Source organism: Capnocytophaga sp. oral taxon 878 (genome assembly GCF_002999135.1).
In the GTDB taxonomy this organism is placed as follows: Bacteria; Bacteroidota; Bacteroidia; order Flavobacteriales; family Flavobacteriaceae; genus Capnocytophaga.
Map to the genome: position 1 here is coordinate 1949499 of NZ_CP027229.1, position 17947 is coordinate 1967445.

The 17947-nt window shown below is 38.0% G+C and carries 19 protein-coding genes; 17 read left to right on the forward strand and 2 right to left on the reverse strand.

Annotated features, from left to right (window positions below; all coding sequences use genetic code 11):
* Nucleotides 1-253: 253 nt before the first annotated feature.
* Together C4H12_RS08765 and C4H12_RS08770 are read right to left on the reverse strand one after the other, a co-directional pair.
* Nucleotides 254-1474, reverse strand: a complete 1221-nt coding sequence (locus C4H12_RS08765; protein WP_106098579.1) for an RNA polymerase sigma factor — start codon at nt 1472-1474, stop codon at nt 254-256.
* A 1-nt stretch (nt 1475) separates the two neighbouring features.
* Nucleotides 1476-1820, reverse strand: a complete 345-nt coding sequence (locus tag C4H12_RS08770) for a YciI family protein (protein ID WP_002666814.1) — start codon at nt 1818-1820, stop codon at nt 1476-1478.
* Between the two features lie 686 nt (nt 1821-2506).
* Between C4H12_RS08770 and C4H12_RS08775 the strand changes: the two genes are divergently transcribed.
* The 17 genes from C4H12_RS08775 to C4H12_RS08855 all read left to right on the forward strand — a co-directional run bounded on the left by C4H12_RS08775 (nt 2507) and on the right by C4H12_RS08855 (nt 17640).
* Entirely contained in the window at nt 2507-3535 is a 1029-nt protein-coding gene (locus C4H12_RS08775; RefSeq protein ID WP_106098580.1) for a rod shape-determining protein, read from the forward strand.
* A 24-nt stretch (nt 3536-3559) separates the two neighbouring features.
* Entirely contained in the window at nt 3560-4396 is an 837-nt protein-coding gene (gene mreC, locus C4H12_RS08780; protein ID WP_106098581.1) for a rod shape-determining protein MreC, read from the forward strand.
* A complete protein-coding gene (locus tag C4H12_RS08785) occupies nt 4393-4899 on the forward strand; it encodes a rod shape-determining protein MreD (protein WP_106098582.1) in 507 nt (168 codons plus the stop codon). The genes mreC and C4H12_RS08785 overlap by 4 nt, the downstream gene beginning before the upstream one ends.
* Nucleotides 4896-6758, forward strand: coding sequence for a penicillin-binding protein 2 (gene mrdA, locus C4H12_RS08790; protein ID WP_106098583.1), 1863 nt, complete (start codon nt 4896-4898; stop codon nt 6756-6758). The genes C4H12_RS08785 and mrdA overlap by 4 nt, the downstream gene beginning before the upstream one ends.
* 65 nt (nt 6759-6823) lie before the next feature.
* Entirely contained in the window at nt 6824-7381 is a 558-nt protein-coding gene (locus tag C4H12_RS08795) for a Maf-like protein (protein WP_106098584.1), read from the forward strand.
* A gap of 11 nt (nt 7382-7392) precedes the next feature.
* Nucleotides 7393-8295: a hypothetical protein gene (locus C4H12_RS08800; RefSeq protein WP_106098585.1), complete on the forward strand. Its 903-nt coding sequence runs from the start codon at nt 7393-7395 to the stop codon at nt 8293-8295.
* Between the two features lie 236 nt (nt 8296-8531).
* On the forward strand, nt 8532-9404 hold the full coding sequence (locus tag C4H12_RS08805; RefSeq protein ID WP_106098586.1) for a hypothetical protein: 873 nt from the start codon (nt 8532-8534) through the stop codon (nt 9402-9404).
* A 203-nt stretch (nt 9405-9607) separates the two neighbouring features.
* Nucleotides 9608-10036 (forward strand): hypothetical protein, encoded by a 429-nt coding sequence (locus tag C4H12_RS08810; protein ID WP_129588226.1) that lies wholly within the window; start codon nt 9608-9610, stop codon nt 10034-10036.
* Nucleotides 10026-10688 carry a hypothetical protein gene (locus C4H12_RS08815; RefSeq protein ID WP_106098588.1) on the forward strand — a complete coding sequence of 221 codons (663 nt, stop codon included), beginning with the start codon at nt 10026-10028 and terminating at the stop codon, nt 10686-10688. Before C4H12_RS08810 ends, C4H12_RS08815 begins: the two co-directional genes overlap by 11 nt.
* A 153-nt stretch (nt 10689-10841) precedes the next feature.
* Nucleotides 10842-11114 carry a hypothetical protein gene (locus tag C4H12_RS08820; RefSeq protein WP_254424741.1) on the forward strand — a complete coding sequence of 91 codons (273 nt, stop codon included), beginning with the start codon at nt 10842-10844 and terminating at the stop codon, nt 11112-11114.
* 203 nt (nt 11115-11317) lie between these two features.
* Complete coding sequence (locus C4H12_RS08825; RefSeq protein ID WP_106098590.1) at nt 11318-11722, forward strand: hypothetical protein; 405 nt, start codon at nt 11318-11320, stop codon at nt 11720-11722.
* Between the two features lie 121 nt (nt 11723-11843).
* Nucleotides 11844-12350, forward strand: coding sequence for a hypothetical protein (locus tag C4H12_RS08830; protein ID WP_106098591.1), 507 nt, complete (start codon nt 11844-11846; stop codon nt 12348-12350).
* Entirely contained in the window at nt 12347-12868 is a 522-nt protein-coding gene (locus C4H12_RS08835; protein ID WP_106098592.1) for a hypothetical protein, read from the forward strand. The genes C4H12_RS08830 and C4H12_RS08835 overlap by 4 nt, the downstream gene beginning before the upstream one ends.
* Before the next feature lie 24 nt (nt 12869-12892).
* Nucleotides 12893-13393, forward strand: coding sequence for a hypothetical protein (locus C4H12_RS08840; protein ID WP_106098593.1), 501 nt, complete (start codon nt 12893-12895; stop codon nt 13391-13393).
* A gap of 146 nt (nt 13394-13539) precedes the next feature.
* Nucleotides 13540-14778 (forward strand): DUF5103 domain-containing protein, encoded by a 1239-nt coding sequence (locus C4H12_RS08845; protein ID WP_106098594.1) that lies wholly within the window; start codon nt 13540-13542, stop codon nt 14776-14778.
* A gap of 53 nt (nt 14779-14831) precedes the next feature.
* Nucleotides 14832-16112, forward strand: coding sequence for a replication-associated recombination protein A (locus C4H12_RS08850; protein WP_106098595.1), 1281 nt, complete (start codon nt 14832-14834; stop codon nt 16110-16112).
* A gap of 88 nt (nt 16113-16200) precedes the next feature.
* Nucleotides 16201-17640, forward strand: coding sequence for an aromatic amino acid ammonia-lyase (locus C4H12_RS08855; RefSeq protein WP_106098596.1), 1440 nt, complete (start codon nt 16201-16203; stop codon nt 17638-17640).
* Nucleotides 17641-17947: the final 307 nt, after the last annotated feature.

Consider the following 17947-nt stretch of genomic DNA (forward strand, 5'->3'; position numbering starts at 1 on the left):
ATTAGCAAATGAGGGAATTAGCAAATTAGCAAATGAGGGAATCAGCAAATTGGGGGGATTTTTTTATAGCTTGTTGTGCTACGACTTCTGAATTTTAAGGTAGTTTTTAGCTTTTGTAGGTGGTATAAGAGTGCACCCGAATTGAGTTTTAGTATCAGTGGCTTCTAATTTGAACTGGTGACAATTTGACACCGTTTCATTTTCGTCTTTTTTGAGTAGTCTGAAATGGTGTGGGGCTTGGATTGTTGAAATCTTATTTCACTAATTGTTCTATCTGTTTTTGCAGTGTAGCGCGCTCGTTGGGTGATTTAGAGAGAGTAATCGCTTTTTGGTAGTGAGCAATAGCTTTTTGGTTATTGATATGGGTATATAAATATCCCAACAACTCGTGGTAGTAACGATTGTTTTGCAGTCCTAATTTTTCAGCCTCGACAATAGCTTTTTCTTTGCCGTATACCTTTCCGTAAGTAAAAGTCCTATTTAAGGCTATTACAGAAGAATATTCGATGATAATTAGTTGGTTATATAAGCGGAGAATATACTCCCACTTGTTTTCATCGGTGGGGGTAGTATGCCAATAGGCAATACCTGCTTCCAAGTGATATTTAGAGATTTGTGATCCTTCGCAGGCTTTTACTAAGTAATAGTTGCCTCTGTGTATAAGTTCTTTATCCCATTTGCTTTTATCTTGTTGTTCATAAAGAGTGTTTTCACCTGTGGTATTGATACGAGCTTCAAGTCTGGAACTTTGGAAACACATTAGTGATAAAAGAGCATTCACTTGGGGGGTATCAGTTTGGGGGTGTTCGGCAAGTAAGAGCGTAAGGCGCAAGGCTTCTTTGCAGAACTCCTTTCGTATGAATTGATTGTTGGTTTCGGAAAAATAGCCTTCATTGAAAAATAAGTACAAACAGCGCAATACGGTTTCTAATCGGGTTTGTATATCGGTTGGGCTTACGGTTTTGATTTGAAAATGGTGCTCTCTGAGCTTGCTTTTAGCCCTAAGAAGTCGTTTTTTTATCGTTTCGGTATGGGTGAGTAGGGCATTGGCAATCTCTTCGACTGTAAAACCACAGAGTATTTGCAAAGCCAAACTTATTTGTGACTCTACAGAAATAGAAGGGTCGCAGATATTGAAAAGCATTTCTAACTGACTGTCGTTTATTTCAGAAGTTTCAAAAGTAAGTTCTTCGCTTTTTTCAGTAGGTGTAAGTGCCTTTTTTACTTTATCTTCAAATATAGCTACGTGTTTTTCATAGTCTTTAGCTTTGTTTTTGGCGACGGTATAAAGCCACGCAGTAGGGTTGGGAGGCAAGGGCTCATTTTCCCACAATTCATAGGCTTTTAGGAAAGTATCACTTACAATATCTTCAGCGATTTCCAAATGAGAAAAGCCAAAATGGCGACATAAGACTGCCACCATTTTAGCGTATTCTTTTCGAAATAAATCGGATAAAAGTTGTGAGTGAGGCATTTTAATCTCTTTTTAGCACTTCACGCACTTCGATGCTACCTCCTACTTGTTCAAAAATAGGGTTAGCTTTAGCCATTTCTACTGCTTCATCAATGTTTTCGGCTTTCACTACTACATAGCCACTGATAAACTCTTTAATTTCGGTAAAAGGTCCATCGGTTACAACCTTATCGGCTTTGATAGTTTTGGCACTGCCTGCTATAGGCAAAAGGGTATTGCCTTTGTCGGCTAATTTGTTTTGTGAAGCGATACCCGCAAGCCAATTCATACGTTCTTGCATTTGCTCGGGAGTAGGTTTGAAATCAGCGATGTTGTTCAAACGAAAAATCAATACAAAATCTTTCATACGTTTTTTAATTTAATGTTATACCCCTATAACGATTGAATTTTCTCTATGGGGACAAAGATATAAAATAATTTACAATTGACAATTAACAAAAAAATGTGTGAATGTGACTCATTTGAGGGGGATGGAGGGGCTGTGTAGGGGTATTTATGGGGTTAGTATTAGGGTGGTGGTAGGGCTTGGTGAAAATGAAGAAAATGCAATGTTTTGGGGATTTTGTTGCGAATTTGGCAAAGGGAAGGTTGGGAAATGAAAGGGCTGATAATCAGTGAAGTAATGTTTATCTTTCGTTTATAGTTCGTTTATCCTTCGTTATAGGTTCGTTCATCTTAGGGGATAGCTGTATGGTAGCTGGGGTGGGCTTGATAGGAGAATAAGCTGGTTATGAAGGGGTTGCGGTTTTTGTAAAAAAGTGAAATGGGGGGTGGTGATTTTTGAATTATTCGCAATAAAAATGAGTATTTGGCAAAAGATAAGAGGTAGGAGATTATATAGGGGCGGTTTTTAGGTTTTGGGGGAGGGATGGAAATGGTTAAATGAGGGTGTTGTAAATATTTGATGCATTTGACCATTTTTTACTAAAATATTCATTGCCAATTAATATTTTTTTGTACTTTTGCGCCCACGAATAGAAGTGTTTTACACTTAAACTGATTTTATAAGATTTTTAAATAGCAATTAGAAATATGGGTTTTTTTGATTTCTTGACAGAAGAAATAGCTATTGACTTGGGTACAGCTAATACGCTTATTATCCATAATGATAGAGTGGTGGTGGATAGTCCGTCGATAGTAGCATTGGATAGGACGACTAAAAAGATTATAGCCGTAGGGCAAGAGGCGCGGTTAATGCAAGGGAAGACACACCCGAGCATCAGTACTATACGCCCCTTGAAAGATGGTGTAATTGCGGATTTTGATGCATCGGAACAGATGATTAGCATGCTCATTAAGAGTATCCCGGCGCTTAAGAAACGCTTCTTTTCACCTTCATTGCGTATGGTAGTGTGTATCCCTTCGGGCATTACGGAGGTGGAGACACGTGCTGTAAGGGAATCATGCGAGCGAGTGAACGGTAAGGATATTTACCTTGTACACGAGCCTATGGCTGCGGCTGTAGGTATAGGACTGGATATTATGCAGCCTAAAGGTAATATGATTATTGATATAGGGGGTGGTACGACTGAAATAGCTGTGATTGCCCTTGGTGGGATAGTGTGCGACAAATCGGTTAAGATTGCGGGGGATATATTCAACTCGGATATTGTACACTATATGCGTACGCAACACAACCTGTATGTAGGCGAAAGTACTGCTGAGAATATAAAGATTACAGTGGGTGCAGCGACAGAAGATTTGGACGCTCCGCCAGAAGATATTATGGTACAAGGCCGTGACTTGCTTACTGGGAAACCAAAGCAGGTGCAGGTATCGTACCGTGAAATGGTGAAGGCACTGGATAAATCAATCCTTCGTATAGAGGATGCGATTATGGAGACCTTATCACAAACCCCGCCTGAGCTGGCTGCTGATATCTATAACACTGGTATTTATATGGCCGGTGGTGGTGCTATGCTACGCGGTTTGGACAAGCGTATTTCACTAAAAACAGACTTACCTGTGTATGTGGCTGAAGACCCATTACGTGCCGTAGTGCGTGGTACTGGGATTACGCTGAAGAATATTAATAAATTCAAAAGTATTTTACTTAAGTAAGAGAAAAGCGGTAAGAGATAGAAGATGAATCAAATCATACAATTCTTTATACGGACGAGGGACTTTTTTGTGTTCTTGGGGCTGTTTATAGTGGCTATTGGTTTGGTTTTCAGAAGTAATTATTACCCTCAGAGTGTTTATATCAACTCGGCAAATGATGTAACTGGCAAGTTGTATGCTTTTGGCAACTACTGGTCGGGATACTTTCATTTGCGCAGTGAGAATGAGCATTTGGCGGAAGAGAATAGGCAGTTACACAAACAAGTGCTGCTATTGGAACAAGCCTTGAAACAAGTGCCATTGGCGGACTCGTTGGCCTTTGTGAAAGCTGATAGTGTGAAGTATAAGGTGTTCAAAGCTAATGTAATTAAAAATAGTTATAGGCTGAACAAGAATTATCTGACTATTGATAAAGGTACTGCCGATGGAGTGAAGCAGGATATGGGAGTTGTTTCGCCGCGAGGGATAGTAGGAATTGTAGAAAACACATCGGGACGCTTTGCAACAGTACAAAGCGTGCTGAACACCCAATCGGCACTGAACGTAATGGTAAAGCGCACGGGGCATTTTGGATCATTGCGCTGGGATACCAAACAAGTGAATGTAGTACAACTACTGGAAGTGCCTAATATAGTACCTATACAGAATGGCGATACAATAGTAACGGGAGGGATGTCCAACATCTTTCCGAAGGGTTTGCCTGTGGGCAAGATAGTGCATTTTGAGAAGAGCAAGCTAGATAATACTTTCTTGATAGATGTGCTTCTTTTTGCTGATATGGCGAGCCTTGATTACGTGTATATTATAGAGGATACCGACCGTAAGGCGATTAATGAATTAGAAAAACAGAACCCTAAATGAATCACCCACTAGTAAAGAATACATTTTTGTTTGTGTTGTTGGTGCTCTTGCAGGGGCTTATCTTCAACAATATAGCTTATTGGGGTTATGTAAACCCGATGATCTATATTGTTTTTTTGTTGGTAGCACCTTATAGAGAGAATAAAACCCCTTACCTGCTATTGGCGTTCTTCTTAGGGCTTTGTATAGATATTTTTTCTAATACTGGTGGGTTGCACGCTGCGTGTAGTGTATTTATAGCTTATTTGCGATCGCCTATACTACATATTGTTTTTGGCAAGAATTTTGAGTATCAGGAATTAGATTTATTTATGTATCCTTTTACCAAAGTACTTAGCTATACCACAATGATGGTAGTGTTACACCACCTATTGTTCTACTTTTTGGAGGTATTTAACTTCAATCATTTGTTACTTACCTTAGTGAAAATTGTAGGGGCATCGGTGTTCACTATTATAGTGTGTGTGCTATTCATTTACTTGTTTAGCGGGAAAAAGAAATGAGAAAATACCTATTACCATCTATAATTATCATCACAGCGGTTGTAATACTGTTACGGTTGTTCTTTTTGCAGATAGTGTTTCACGATGAGAATACTTCGGGCATTGATAACATAGCTATTGAAACAGTATACGATTACCCTGAGCGCGGTTATATTTACGACCGCAACGGGGAGCTATTGGTATCCAACCAGCCGGCTTATGATGTGATGGTAATACCTGCTGAGGTAAAACATCTGGATACCCTTGAACTGAGTAGCCTACTGGAACTTAGCAAAGAAGATTTTAAACAACGACTACAAAAAGCCCGTGACTACTCACGCAAGAAACCTTCGGTAATAGTGCATCAGCTATCAAAAGATGATTATGCTGTGTTACAAGAAAAGCTGCGCAAGTTTGAAGGTTTTTACATACAGAAACGTATGTTACGCAGCTATCTTACTCATAATGCTGGCAACGTGCTGGGATACATAAGCGAGGTGAACGAATGGGAGCTGAAGAAAAACCCTTACTACCTTGCAGGGGAACTGATAGGACGCAGCGGAGTAGAGAAACAATACGAAGAATTTTTGCGGGGAAAGAAAGGGGTACAATACTTCCAAAAAGACAAGCACAATGCTGCTATTGAGCGGTATAAAAACGGTGCTTTAGATACCCTTCCTATTATGGGGCAGCCTTTGCAGCTAACAATAGATATAGGTTTGCAGGCTTATGGCGAACTGCTGATGCAGAAAAAGCACGGTGGTATTGTGGCTATTGAACCTAAAACTGGTGAGTTACTTGCTTTGGTATCGGCACCTTCATTTGATCCTGCTTTATTAGTAGGGCGTGACCGCTCTAAGAACTATACTGCCCTTTACAATGACTCGATAGCTAAGCCTCTTTACGACCGGACTCTGCTAGCAGAATATCCTCCTGGATCACCTTTTAAAGTAGTAAATGCCCTTATTGGACTACAAGAAGGCGTAATTACCCCACAAAGTGTATTTGGGTGTGGTGGAGGTTATCGTTATGGTGGACATATTATGCGTTGCCACTGCGGACGAGGCTCTAATGACCTATTATATGGCATAGCATTATCATGTAATGCATATTTTGCTAATACCTATAAACGTGCTATTGATATGAAAAGCACCTCGGCAGTAGGCATGGACAAATGGAATGCGCACGTACGCAGTTTTGGGTTGGGAGGATTTCTGGGATCGGACTTACCTACAGGACGTGCTGGAAAAGTGCCTAACACTGCTTTGTACGACAAGGTATACGGAGCTAATAGATGGAGCGGTACTACTAATATTTCTAACGCTATTGGGCAAGGTGAGATACTTACTACCCCTATACAATTGGCTAATGTAATGGCTGCTATTGCCAATAAAGGCTATTTCTACACCCCTCATATTGTAAAAAAGATAGATAACAAACAAACCCCTTTTGAAGAATATACCGTACCTAAGCATACTACTATAGACTCTAAGCACTTTGACCCTGTAATTAAAGGGATGAATATGGCATACTTGGCAGGTACTGCACGTCGCACCCAAATAGATGGGATAAATATAGCTGCTAAGACCGGAACTGCTGAGAACTTCATCAGGGTAAATGGGAAGCGAATGCAACTTACAGACCACTCAATATTTGTAGCTTTTGCACCTGTGGAAGACCCCAAAATAGCAATTGCTGTATTTGTGGAGAATGGTTACTACGGTGCCCGTGTAGCTGGGCCCATAGCCTCGCTAATGATTGAAAAATACCTAAAAGGTGAAGTGTACCGCTGTGACCTTGAACAGCAGATGCTAGAAAAGAGTCTTGAACACGAATATATGAAGCCTTATTCGGGACAGAAGTTTTATATTAATCAGTAGGGGGAAGCTATAAATAGGGTGCTTTTACCTAATTAAAAAACAATACTACTGAAAAAAATCATTGAATGAAAAAAATTATATTAGCCTCGGGGTCACCGCGTAGGCAGCAATTTTTAAAAGAATTGGATATACCCTACGAAGTAGTGATTAAACCAGTAGAAGAGACCTATCCTTCCCATTTGCAGCGCGAGCAAATTACTGATTATTTGGCGGAGCTGAAAGCAACGCCTTTTGCAGGAGAAATACCTCCTAACTGCGTGCTGCTGACTTCAGATACCCTTGTGTGGCACGAGTGCAAAGCTCTTGGCAAGCCAAAAGATGCTGCCGATGCCTTTGCGATGTTACGTTCACTCTCTGGCAAGACGCACGAAGTGATTACCTCGGTATGTTTTACTACTAATGAAGCTAAAGAAACACATCATTGTGTTACTAAAGTAACTTTTAGAGAACTCAATGATAAGGAAATAACACACTACATTGAAAAATATAAGCCTTTTGACAAAGCAGGGGCTTATGGCATACAAGAATGGATAGGGCATATAGGGGTAACTGCTATTGAAGGATCTTATAATAATGTAATGGGACTGCCGACTCACTTAATTAGCAAATTCATAAATTCGTAAATTCTCAAAATATGAAAAAATTTCTTTACATAACATTCACTCTCTTAGCTTTATCCGCTTGTAAAAATACCTCCACAACGGATAAACAAGAAAAAGAAGGCATTACTATCCTGCAGGATAGCATTAAAACGCTCACTTCTTTCAATTTTGAAAACGAGGTAACTGATGATCCTACCCCTGAGCTTGTTGCTATTGTGAAAGATGCCCTGCAAAAGGTGGATTCTCTTTACAAAGGAGAAGAAAATTGGCTATACTCTTACACTTCTCAAGACAGCATAGCAAAAACTACTATCAAAGCAGGTAAGTTCTTTAACAACCAACCCTATGTAGTGGTTCATATTGATGATGGGATAATAGAATCGTTAGTAGAAGTGTACAAAATAGAAAAAAACCGCACTTTTAGAAAGAAACTCTCGTATATACAAGACTTCACTTATGCCGTACACGATTCTATCTTCGATGCCAACGGCGATGGTATCAATGATTTTAATATAGATTGGTGGACAACAGGTGCTTTTGGTTCCAGCATTATCTATATTTATCTGTTCGACCCTAAAACCGAAAAATTTTCTACTGCTTACCAGTTTGATAACGCTACTTTTTACCCCAAAGAAAAAATAATACGAGGAGTAGAGGCAGGTTTTGGAGGAATATCAGGTTTGTACAAGATGAAATGGGTAGGCGATAAAAGCGATAAAACAGAAGATATAGAATACATCTACCCTGATTACACTACCAAAGGCAAAACCTTTATACGGACTAAAACTCCAAGTAAATATCCTGAACGAAAAGAGGGGGAACTTCTCAAAAAAGTCCCTGAAGAATACCGTGACCAGAAAGATTGGTTCTTGCGATATGAAGAATGGGGTGGCGAATTGCCTTTCCTTGAATTAATCTTAAAAGACAGAAAATAAACACTATCCATTATGAGATAACTCCCCTTCTTACCTCAACTCCCTTACTTAACTTCCTTTATTGATAAAAATAAGCAATATTAGACTGAGAATATTTGTATTATGAGGAGAGAATATAAATCATTTCTATGAAAATAAAGCAAAAGTAACATTAGTTGGAAATAAAGTTTTATATCAACACAAATAAGATTACCTATGCTCTTAGTAAGTTTTTCTATTAATTAGATTCAGAAAATATGAAAAAATTTCTTTACATATACTTTATTGGATTTTGTTTAGTGGCTTGTGAAACTAAAAATACAAGTGATGAACAAGATATAACTGTTTTGCAAGAGAGCGTTAATATAACTGTAGCTGGGGGGTGGAGCAAGGAAGATATTGACCCTTATTTTGGATCTGTTATAAAAGATGCACTAGAAAAGGTTGATTCACTTTATAAAGGAGAAGATTTGCAGTACAAATACATATTCAAAGACAGCTCTTCAATGGCTGAAACCTTTATTAAAGCAGGTAAGTTTTTTAACAACCAACCTTATGCTTTGCTTCATATTGATGGTATTGAAGTAGGACCTTTGCAAGGAGTGAAGTTCATTGAAGTGTATAAAATAGAAGGTAAGCGCACTTTTAGAAAGAAATTATTATATATAGAAGACTTTGCCTTACAAGACTCTATATTTGATGTTAATGGTGATGGGATAAATGATTTGAGCATCAATTATGACCCTTCCTACATCTACCTATTTGACCCTAAAACTGAAACCTTTTCTACTCCTTATAAGTTTAAAAACGTTACTTTTTATCCCAAAGAAGGCGTAATACGAGGGGTAGAAACAGAAATTCCGGGAGTGGCAGGACTATATAAAAAGAAATGGGTAGGTAATAAAATAGAAGTAGTGGAATACATCTACCCTGATTATACCACTAATGGCAAAACTTTTATACGAACCAAAAAGCAAGGAGAATACCCCGAACGAAAAGATGGTGAACCTATAGAAGAACTTCCTAAAGAATACCTTGATGTAAAAGCTCTTGAATTGTTTTTGGACTATGATATAGAAAGCGATCTGCCTTTCCTTGAAGAAACCTTAGAAAAGAGAAATAAAAAATAAACACTATCTGTTATAAAAAGCTCCTGATCCTATTTCTACTTTCTTGCTTAACTTTGTTTACAGAGAGAAATAAGCATTATCAAATTGAGGATATTTGTATTGATATAGTACTGAGTAATGGAGAGAGATTCTGTATTTTTGAGAATCTTAATTTTTTAGTAAAAATCTAAATAAAATTTTTAGAAAATATAAAATTGATACTTGTGAGGAAAAAGCTCATTTTTTTAGCTCAAATATTTATAGAAACACAATACTTTACAAGTACAATTGAAAAAGATAATTCATATACTCCAAGCTATGATCCTTATAGAGGAAGAGGATTTATACACCTATCTCTTAAAGGCAACTATAAAAAATATGCAGAGTCTAATATAGGAGATGATAAAAAATCCAAAGTATTAGAAGACTATTCTTTAGTAGCAAAAGATATTGAAATAGCAGCTGATGTAGGAGGTTGGTATTGGGATAGTAGAAAAATAAATAAAATTATTGAAAACAGCAATAACAGGGAAACAGATGAAATTATAAAAGCTGTAACAAAAGTAGTTAATGGTAACCAAATGTTAAATTTGGAAGAAAGAAAAAATGCCTATCATTTATTAATTAAAGTGCTTAAGTCAAATGATTTATAGATTATCCACAATACTCTTACTAGTTTGCATAGCCATAGCTTGCAAAAAAACAGTTTCAGTTTCAGGGCAAAATAAAGAAGTAACTAAAGATACGACTTACATCAGTGAAGTTTTATCGTGGCACTCAGAATATGATAATAAATCAACTGAAAAACCTACTTGTGAAGAAGATTTAGTAACGCTAACAGTGAATGAAAAGTACCCTCATTATTATTTGGAATACAAAAAACAACGCTATCCCTTGTATAGTTATGCTGAAATATTAAGTGTGCCTATAGTATTTTGGTATGATTTATTTGAAAATAGAGGCAAAAGTTGTTCTTTTGTGTTTTTTAATGGCAGCAATACAGCAGAAGGGCGATATAGTTATGCTATTTTTGATATAGCACCTAATGACTCTTTAACGGTTTCTGGGTTTTATAGAATCAATGAACGAGTGCCTGCAAATAGTAAACAAACAGACAACGATACTCTTGCTATAATGGAATATGCAAAAATATCGTATAAAGCAGCTGATTTTCTAGCCTCTTCTGATAAATTCCCCGATACAAAAGCAATTCACTATTTTCTCAGAAAAGATGAATGGACGAGCAAACCAAAAAACAAGGAAGAATATCTGATAATGAAACATTATGAGTTTATAAAAGAATGATTATCCTTACATCAAACTCACGTTATATCAAATGAAGCACTTAACAAGATTCGTGTAATTATCGGTTTGCTATTCGCAAATTGCAGTGTCAAAAACACTGATTTTCAAATTATTTCTACTGAAAGAGTAACTGAAAAATACAGCTATAACCCAATGGGATTTATAGAAAGCGATTACGGAAAATTGAATATCAAAACGATTTCATACTATGATAAGAAAGGAAAGTTGAAAAAAGTTTTGTACAATAGAGTCAATGGTTTTTTGGAATACACCCTATCAGAACTAAAAAGTGATAGCGCTTTATTAAATAGTTTGCAGGTTGACACGCTATTTACTGACAAAAAGTACATTAGCTATATAAAAGAGGAAAAGAATGACACTATTTTCTATCTCTCTGGCGATACCATAGTGATGAAAACCCCGTAGGGGTAAAGTCAGCGAGCTGGCGCAGCTGAGTATGTGAGGTAATTCGCCCACATAAAAATAAACTTATTTATTTGCAATTGATTCGTCCGACAAGTCCTACTTGTCTGATAACTAAAACGATGAGCATCACTACACTTTGCCAAAGTCTCTAATAGCGAGTCGTGCTACGACCTTTTGCTAAGTTTTCAATATATATTTACATTATGACCGCCTCATCAGCCATAAAAAACAGATTAATGTTTCTTTTGACGATACTTTTCTTATCGTCTTGCTGTACAGAAGTAAGAAAGGCAGAAAGAGAAAAGTATTATGAGATTGATGTCTTTGGTGATAGCAAAAAGGAATTATTTTTAGTAGAAGATAAACTTTTTGTAGGCGATTCCTGCTTTGGGACTTTTTCAGAAGAAAACTATCAAAAAGCCTATCAGTACTATCTCAATACAAAAGAAGATGTCTCTATGTATCTCATATATGAAATAAAAATTCAAGATGATAAAACTAAAGACTTTATAACTTTATGGGAAGTATGTGAATATAATCCTGAAACTTTCCGAAGGATTGTTTTAGACCAAGATTATACCTATAAGGATAAGTTTGGAGAAAAATAGAGCATAGGTAGTGAAGGTATCAGTAGGGTGATGAACAACTGAATGTTCTTTTAAAGGTTAAAGTTTTTAAAATATTAGAACTTAGTACAGGAGACTATTATAACTTTATGGTAATAGACAAATGAGATTTTGGGTAAAAATACTATTTTCCGTTTTCAATATAAGTGTTTTGGCACAAAACACTGAAAATTATGATCGTAGCCTAAGAGAGCAATGGGTAACAGCTACTAATGGTGAAAGATTTCGGGATCATCCTGCTTTAAAATTAGAAGGAGATATGCTTTCCTATTCAACCCGAACGTTTTCTTTTATAGCTACTGCTCAGCAATTTCTTGACCGTATGGATCCTGTGATAAGCAAACCTACCCCTATACTGATAGAAGATTATGATGGTGCTATAAAAATATTAGGAAATAGAAGATTTGAAAGAATAACAGGAAAAGTACGGCAAAGTTTCCATTTATGCCAAGAAGAGAATGAGTTCTATTTTCGGGCTTTGAAACTAATGCATAAAAAGATACATCCTAATCAGACTTACCTTTTTTCGGCTATACAATACACTTTTATTTCGACAAAAGGACAAAAAGATGTTATCTATATTAAGGATGTAAAACCTATTGATAAATGACAAATTATAAAGTGAAATACCTTATTGCCTTTATATACTTTTATTCCTTTTTCTTGTACTCACAAGAAAAACATTGCATTACTTTTACAGATAATACTTATGCTTGTAAATCTTGTTATACTGATTATTACACTTATACTGATATAGATATTTATAAAATAGATTCTATTCATTATACCCGAAAAGAATTTAAAGCGAGTTTTTATCCTTATGGAGAGAAAGGAGATAATTTTTTCCTTTTAGATACAGTAGCCCGCTTTCTGCCTAAAAAAATAAAGAGGAAAGTACATAACTATTATCGCAAAAAAGGGATGGATACTACAGCTTACTTATTTATACAAGAAAAAGATTCTTTGCCGGCAGTTGTTTTAGAGAAAAACGCCGCTTTTATAGAGCGAATGGGTAAAGAGAAAAAGCTACATATTAAAAGAGATGTAATAGCAACGGCTTTAGTTTTTTCGATTTTTGTAAAAGGTGAAATCTACCAGCAAGTAGTAGTTGAAAAATTGAAAGAATAACTAAAATATTATTCAAAATATACTATGCAGTATAACATATGTTACATCTTATCTTTATTCATATATCTGAACACCTTTGGACAAGATTTTAAGGAACAATATCATAGGTATTATCCTGATGCTGGAGATACTATAACAGTAGATACTAACCAATATGGTTTTAAAACAAAACAAGGAAAGCTAACCGAATTGGTTGTAAAAACTGTAACAGGGAAAAACACATATACCCTGCTTACTTTTAGAGCCTATACTGAAAAGTTAATTATAGAAAAAGTAGAGAATTACAAGAATGGAAAATTGCACGGATACTATTCAGAGTCTACTTTTTCAAAGGGAGTACAAGGATATTATAAGAATGGGAAAAAACACGGTTTTTGGAGGTACTCCTATGATACAAGTATTATAGAGAGCGGGTACTATAAACAGGACAAACCACACGGTGTTTGGCTTATTGAAGGTCCTGATAATGATATGCAACCTACTAAGATATATTACAAAAACGGTGTAAAAATCAAAAATGAATAACGATATTATAAGCATTGATGTTTTGATACAAGAGCGCAAGTTGCCATTTTGTACACTTTAGAACTGTTAATAGAGATTTATCGGTGTGAGAATGTGAGTGACTTGTGAGAGAGTTTTGAAACACACAAAAATAAACACTATATATTATGAAAAAAATCCTCTTTTTACTTCTGCTTCCTTTGGCAATGCAAGCACAACCGCTGGTAGAGAAAACGCCACCGGATTATATTAAAACAATTATCTTCAAGGCTGAAGGAAATGATAAAAACCAATTTCCTATTGTGAGGCGCAATGAGCGTTTTAGCTTAGAATTTGACGACCTTGGGGGCAATGAGGAGACTTATTACTACAAAATTACGCATTGCAATGCAGACTGGTCGGTTTCAAGCTTATTAAAGAGTGAATACCTTAAAGGGATAGATAACCAGCCGCTGCAACCGGAAAGCAACTCATACGGTACGCTGCAAAGCTATTCACACTACCAACTTACCTTACCCAATGAACTTACCCAACTTACCCTTAGCGGCAATTATATTATTAGTATTACTGATAGTTATGGTACTGAACTCTTCTCACGTCGCTTTGTAATATATACCCCACAAGTAAATGTACTGGCCGAAGTGAAACGCGCTAGGGATTTGCAGTATTTTGATACCCAACAAGTGGTGCAATTCACTATTAAGCAGAAAGATTTTAGACTTGATAACCCTAATGTGGCAGTGAAAGTAGCTATACTACAAAACTACCGCTGGGATACTGCTATTACTGCCCCTAAACCCCAATACGTAATGGGTAATGACCTTGTGTACCGCTATGACCGAGAAACGGCTTTTTGGGGAGGGAATGAGTATTTTTACTTTGACAGTAAAGACATAAGGGTGCCTGCTTCGGGGATATCACGGCTTTATCGTGATAAATGGGTGAATAGCTACCTATTTACCAATGTGAGTAGGGCTAACAACGTTTATACTTATTACCCTGATATTAATGGCGACTTTTTGGTTACTACCCTAAATGGCAACAAGGCTGCTAATGAAGCTGATTACACTTTGGTACATTTTGCCATAGAAGGTAAATCATCTTTTTGGAATAAGGAAGTGTATGTGTATGGGAAGTTCAGTAATTATGAGCTTACTGATGCCTACAAACTTACTTATGATGAGAGTGATGGGCTTTTTAAGGGGAAAATACTTCTTAAACAGGGTTTTTACAACTACAAGTTTGCTACTAAAGCAGGTAATACTATTGATTTTAACGAGATAGGAGGTAACTTTTACCAAACAGAAAACACCTACCTTGTACTTGTGTACTATCGTGCTCCTGGAGCCCTTTATGATGAGGTAGTAGGAGTAGGCTCGGCTTCGGGGGCTAATATCACAAGATAGATAGATAACTAGAAGACAAGAGCTGATTACATACTAACTTAATTGTTATAATAATGAATTCTCCTTTAGCAGAACGTATGCGTCCCACTACTTTAGCACAATATGTGGGGCAAGAACACTTGGTAGGTGCGCAAGGCGCTTTGCGCCAACAAATAGAGCGTGGGTTATTACCCTCTCTTATCTTCTGGGGACCACCAGGTACAGGCAAGACTACCTTAGCAAATATTATTGCACACCAAAGCAAGCGAGCTTTTTATACCCTGAGTGCTATCAGTTCGGGGATTAAGGAGGTGCGAGAGGTAATTGAGCAAAGCAAACAAAGTGGGGGACTCTTCAGTACACAAAACCCCATTGTATTCATTGATGAAATTCACCGTTTTAACAAAACACAACAAGACTCACTACTGCAAGCGGTAGAGAAAGGCTGGATTACGCTTATAGGGGCGACTACTGAAAACCCGAGCTTTGAGGTAATTCCGGCGTTATTATCACGCTGCCAAGTGTATATACTAAAAGCTTTTGAACGCAAAGACTTGGAAGAGCTATTGCAGAATGCTATACGCCAAGATGTGGTGCTAAAGACTAAGCCTATAGAACTGCAAGAGACTGAAGCCCTTTTGCGCCTATCGGGGGGAGATGGACGCAAATTACTTAATACTTTTGAACTTATTGTAAACGCTACCCCTGAAGGACAACCGGTGGTGATTACCAATGAGAGTGTGCTGCACCTTGTACAAAAAAATACTGTACTATATGACAAAACCGGTGAGCAGCATTACGATATTATTTCGGCCTTTATCAAATCGATAAGGGGGAGTGACCCTAATGGGGCTGTATACTGGTTGGCACGAATGATAGAAGGGGGTGAAGATGTGAAATTTATTGCGCGCCGTATGCTTATTTTGGCTTCGGAAGATATAGGGAATGCAAACCCTACGGCTATGATTTTGGCTAATAACACCTTCCAAGCGGTTACTACTATTGGCTACCCTGAAGCGCGTATTATACTGAGCCAGTGTGCTATATATCTGGCATCATCGGCGAAGAGCAATGCGAGCTATAAGGCTATAAACAAGGCACAACAGGTAGTGAAACAAACGGGAGACCTATCGGTACCTATACACCTGCGCAATGCCCCTACTAAACTGATGAAAGAACTGGGCTATGGGAAAGACTACCAATACGCTCACGACTATGAAGAGAACTTTGCTTATCAGGATTATTTACCTGATGAGTTACAGGGGGAGACTTTTTATGAGCCTTCGGACAACCCGCGAGAGAATGCGCTGCGTGAACACTTAAAGAAACTTTGGGGGGAGCGATATGGATACTAAATAGGGCGTGATGCTTGGGTGCATTGGCTGCTATTTTAAATTGACTATGATTTATAATTTACATTTGTAACCAATAATATAACCTTTTATGGAACACTACATCTCGAACGATGTCCTCTTACTGGAGCAGCTTATTGCCATTATTGAGGAAGATACGCAGCTAAGGCTATCGGAAGAAGCGGTGAACAATATAGAGACTTGTCACAGGTTTTTGGACGAGCATATTAAAAACCATACGGCGGACTTACACAAACTGATTGATGATAGTTTTTTTGACGAAAATGGGAATCTGAAGATAGCGGAACTGGATGAGAAGCAACAGGATATGTTGCGGCATTACGCTTGTGGTATAGGGGAGCGCATTCCTAATGAGATTGTAAGGCTGATGCTTTTTTTAAAGATACAATCTTTTTCATACGGTTTTAGCGGGGTGCGCTTGGCGTTGGTGCAACGGCTTATAGACTTTTACAACAAGGGAGTGCTACCGGTGGTGTACTCCAAAGATATACCTGATGAGAGGATTGCGCTGGCGCACCTTGCTTTGCCACTTTTTGGTGAGGGGGAGGTGTGTGTGCAGCACAAAATCTATTCGGCACAGGAGCTGGAAGCTAAATATGGCTGGGAGCCACTGAGCTTGGAGCTGCGTGAGGCTGATGCGCTGCTAAATGGCACGCAGCTGACTACTGCTTATGGGGTGTACAATCTTGCAAAATCATTACGGATAGTGGAGTGGGCGGACTTTGTAGCCTCGGTTTCGACCCAAGTGTTTGGGGGGAACTTATCGGCTTTTTCGGAAGCTATGCAAGTGGTGCGCCCGCATAAGGGGCTGATAGAGACGGCAGAGCACTTGCGCTGCTTACTGAAAGACAGCAGTGTAGCGAAGCACCCAGAGGCTTTTCCAGCTATGCCAGAGGCTTTTGCATCGATACCGCAAATACACGGTGCGGTGCGTGAATCGATAGGGGCGATACGCAAGGTGATTAAGACGGAGATGAACTCGGTTACTGATAATCCTATTCTTTTCCCAGAAACTAAAGAGATTATTTTTGGGGGTAACTCACATACCTTACCGCTATCATTGGCGATGGATTTTCTTGCCATTACACTTACGAGCCTAGGTAATATAGCAGAGCGACGAGTGTTTTACCTGCTTACCAATATAGAGCAAGAGAGTGAGATGGAGGTGGATTATCCTATTTTCCAGCGTATTATTGAGGGTATATTGAATGAAAACCGTAGGTTATCGACCCCTGCGAGTATAGAAAGCCCTATTTTATTTGAAAAGACGATAGATATTAAGGGGATGGGAGGCAGTTCGGCTATTAAATGTGAGCAAGTAGTGAAGAATATAGAGAAGATATTGGCTATTGAGCTTATTTTGGCTACTTCATTATGGAAAAAGAAGGAGCTTAAGAGGCATTCGGAGCTTTTTGAGGATTACCTCAGCTTTATGGCTGAAGGGGAAGAGAGTAGCCTGAAAAAGCAGATAGAACGTACTATTGGATTTTTTAGGGATTTTAGGAGTTAGATTGGGGGAAGTAGGCGTTGGGGGATAGGGATTGCTTTTGGATATAAACATCCTTTCATTATCATACAATTATTACACGCCACGGCGTTTGCATTGGAGGGCATCATTATGTTGTTCTTTTTAATGCGAACACTGTGGTTTTTTATTGGCAAAAGAGGAGAAGGGAGATGAGGAAAATGCAATGATTTGGCAGTTTGGTTGCGAATTTGGCAAAGGGAGGGGTTGGGTGTGAAGTGATTGGAAATCAGGTGGGTGACGACTATCCTTCGTTTACAGTTCGTTTATCCTTCGTTATAGGTTCGTTTAA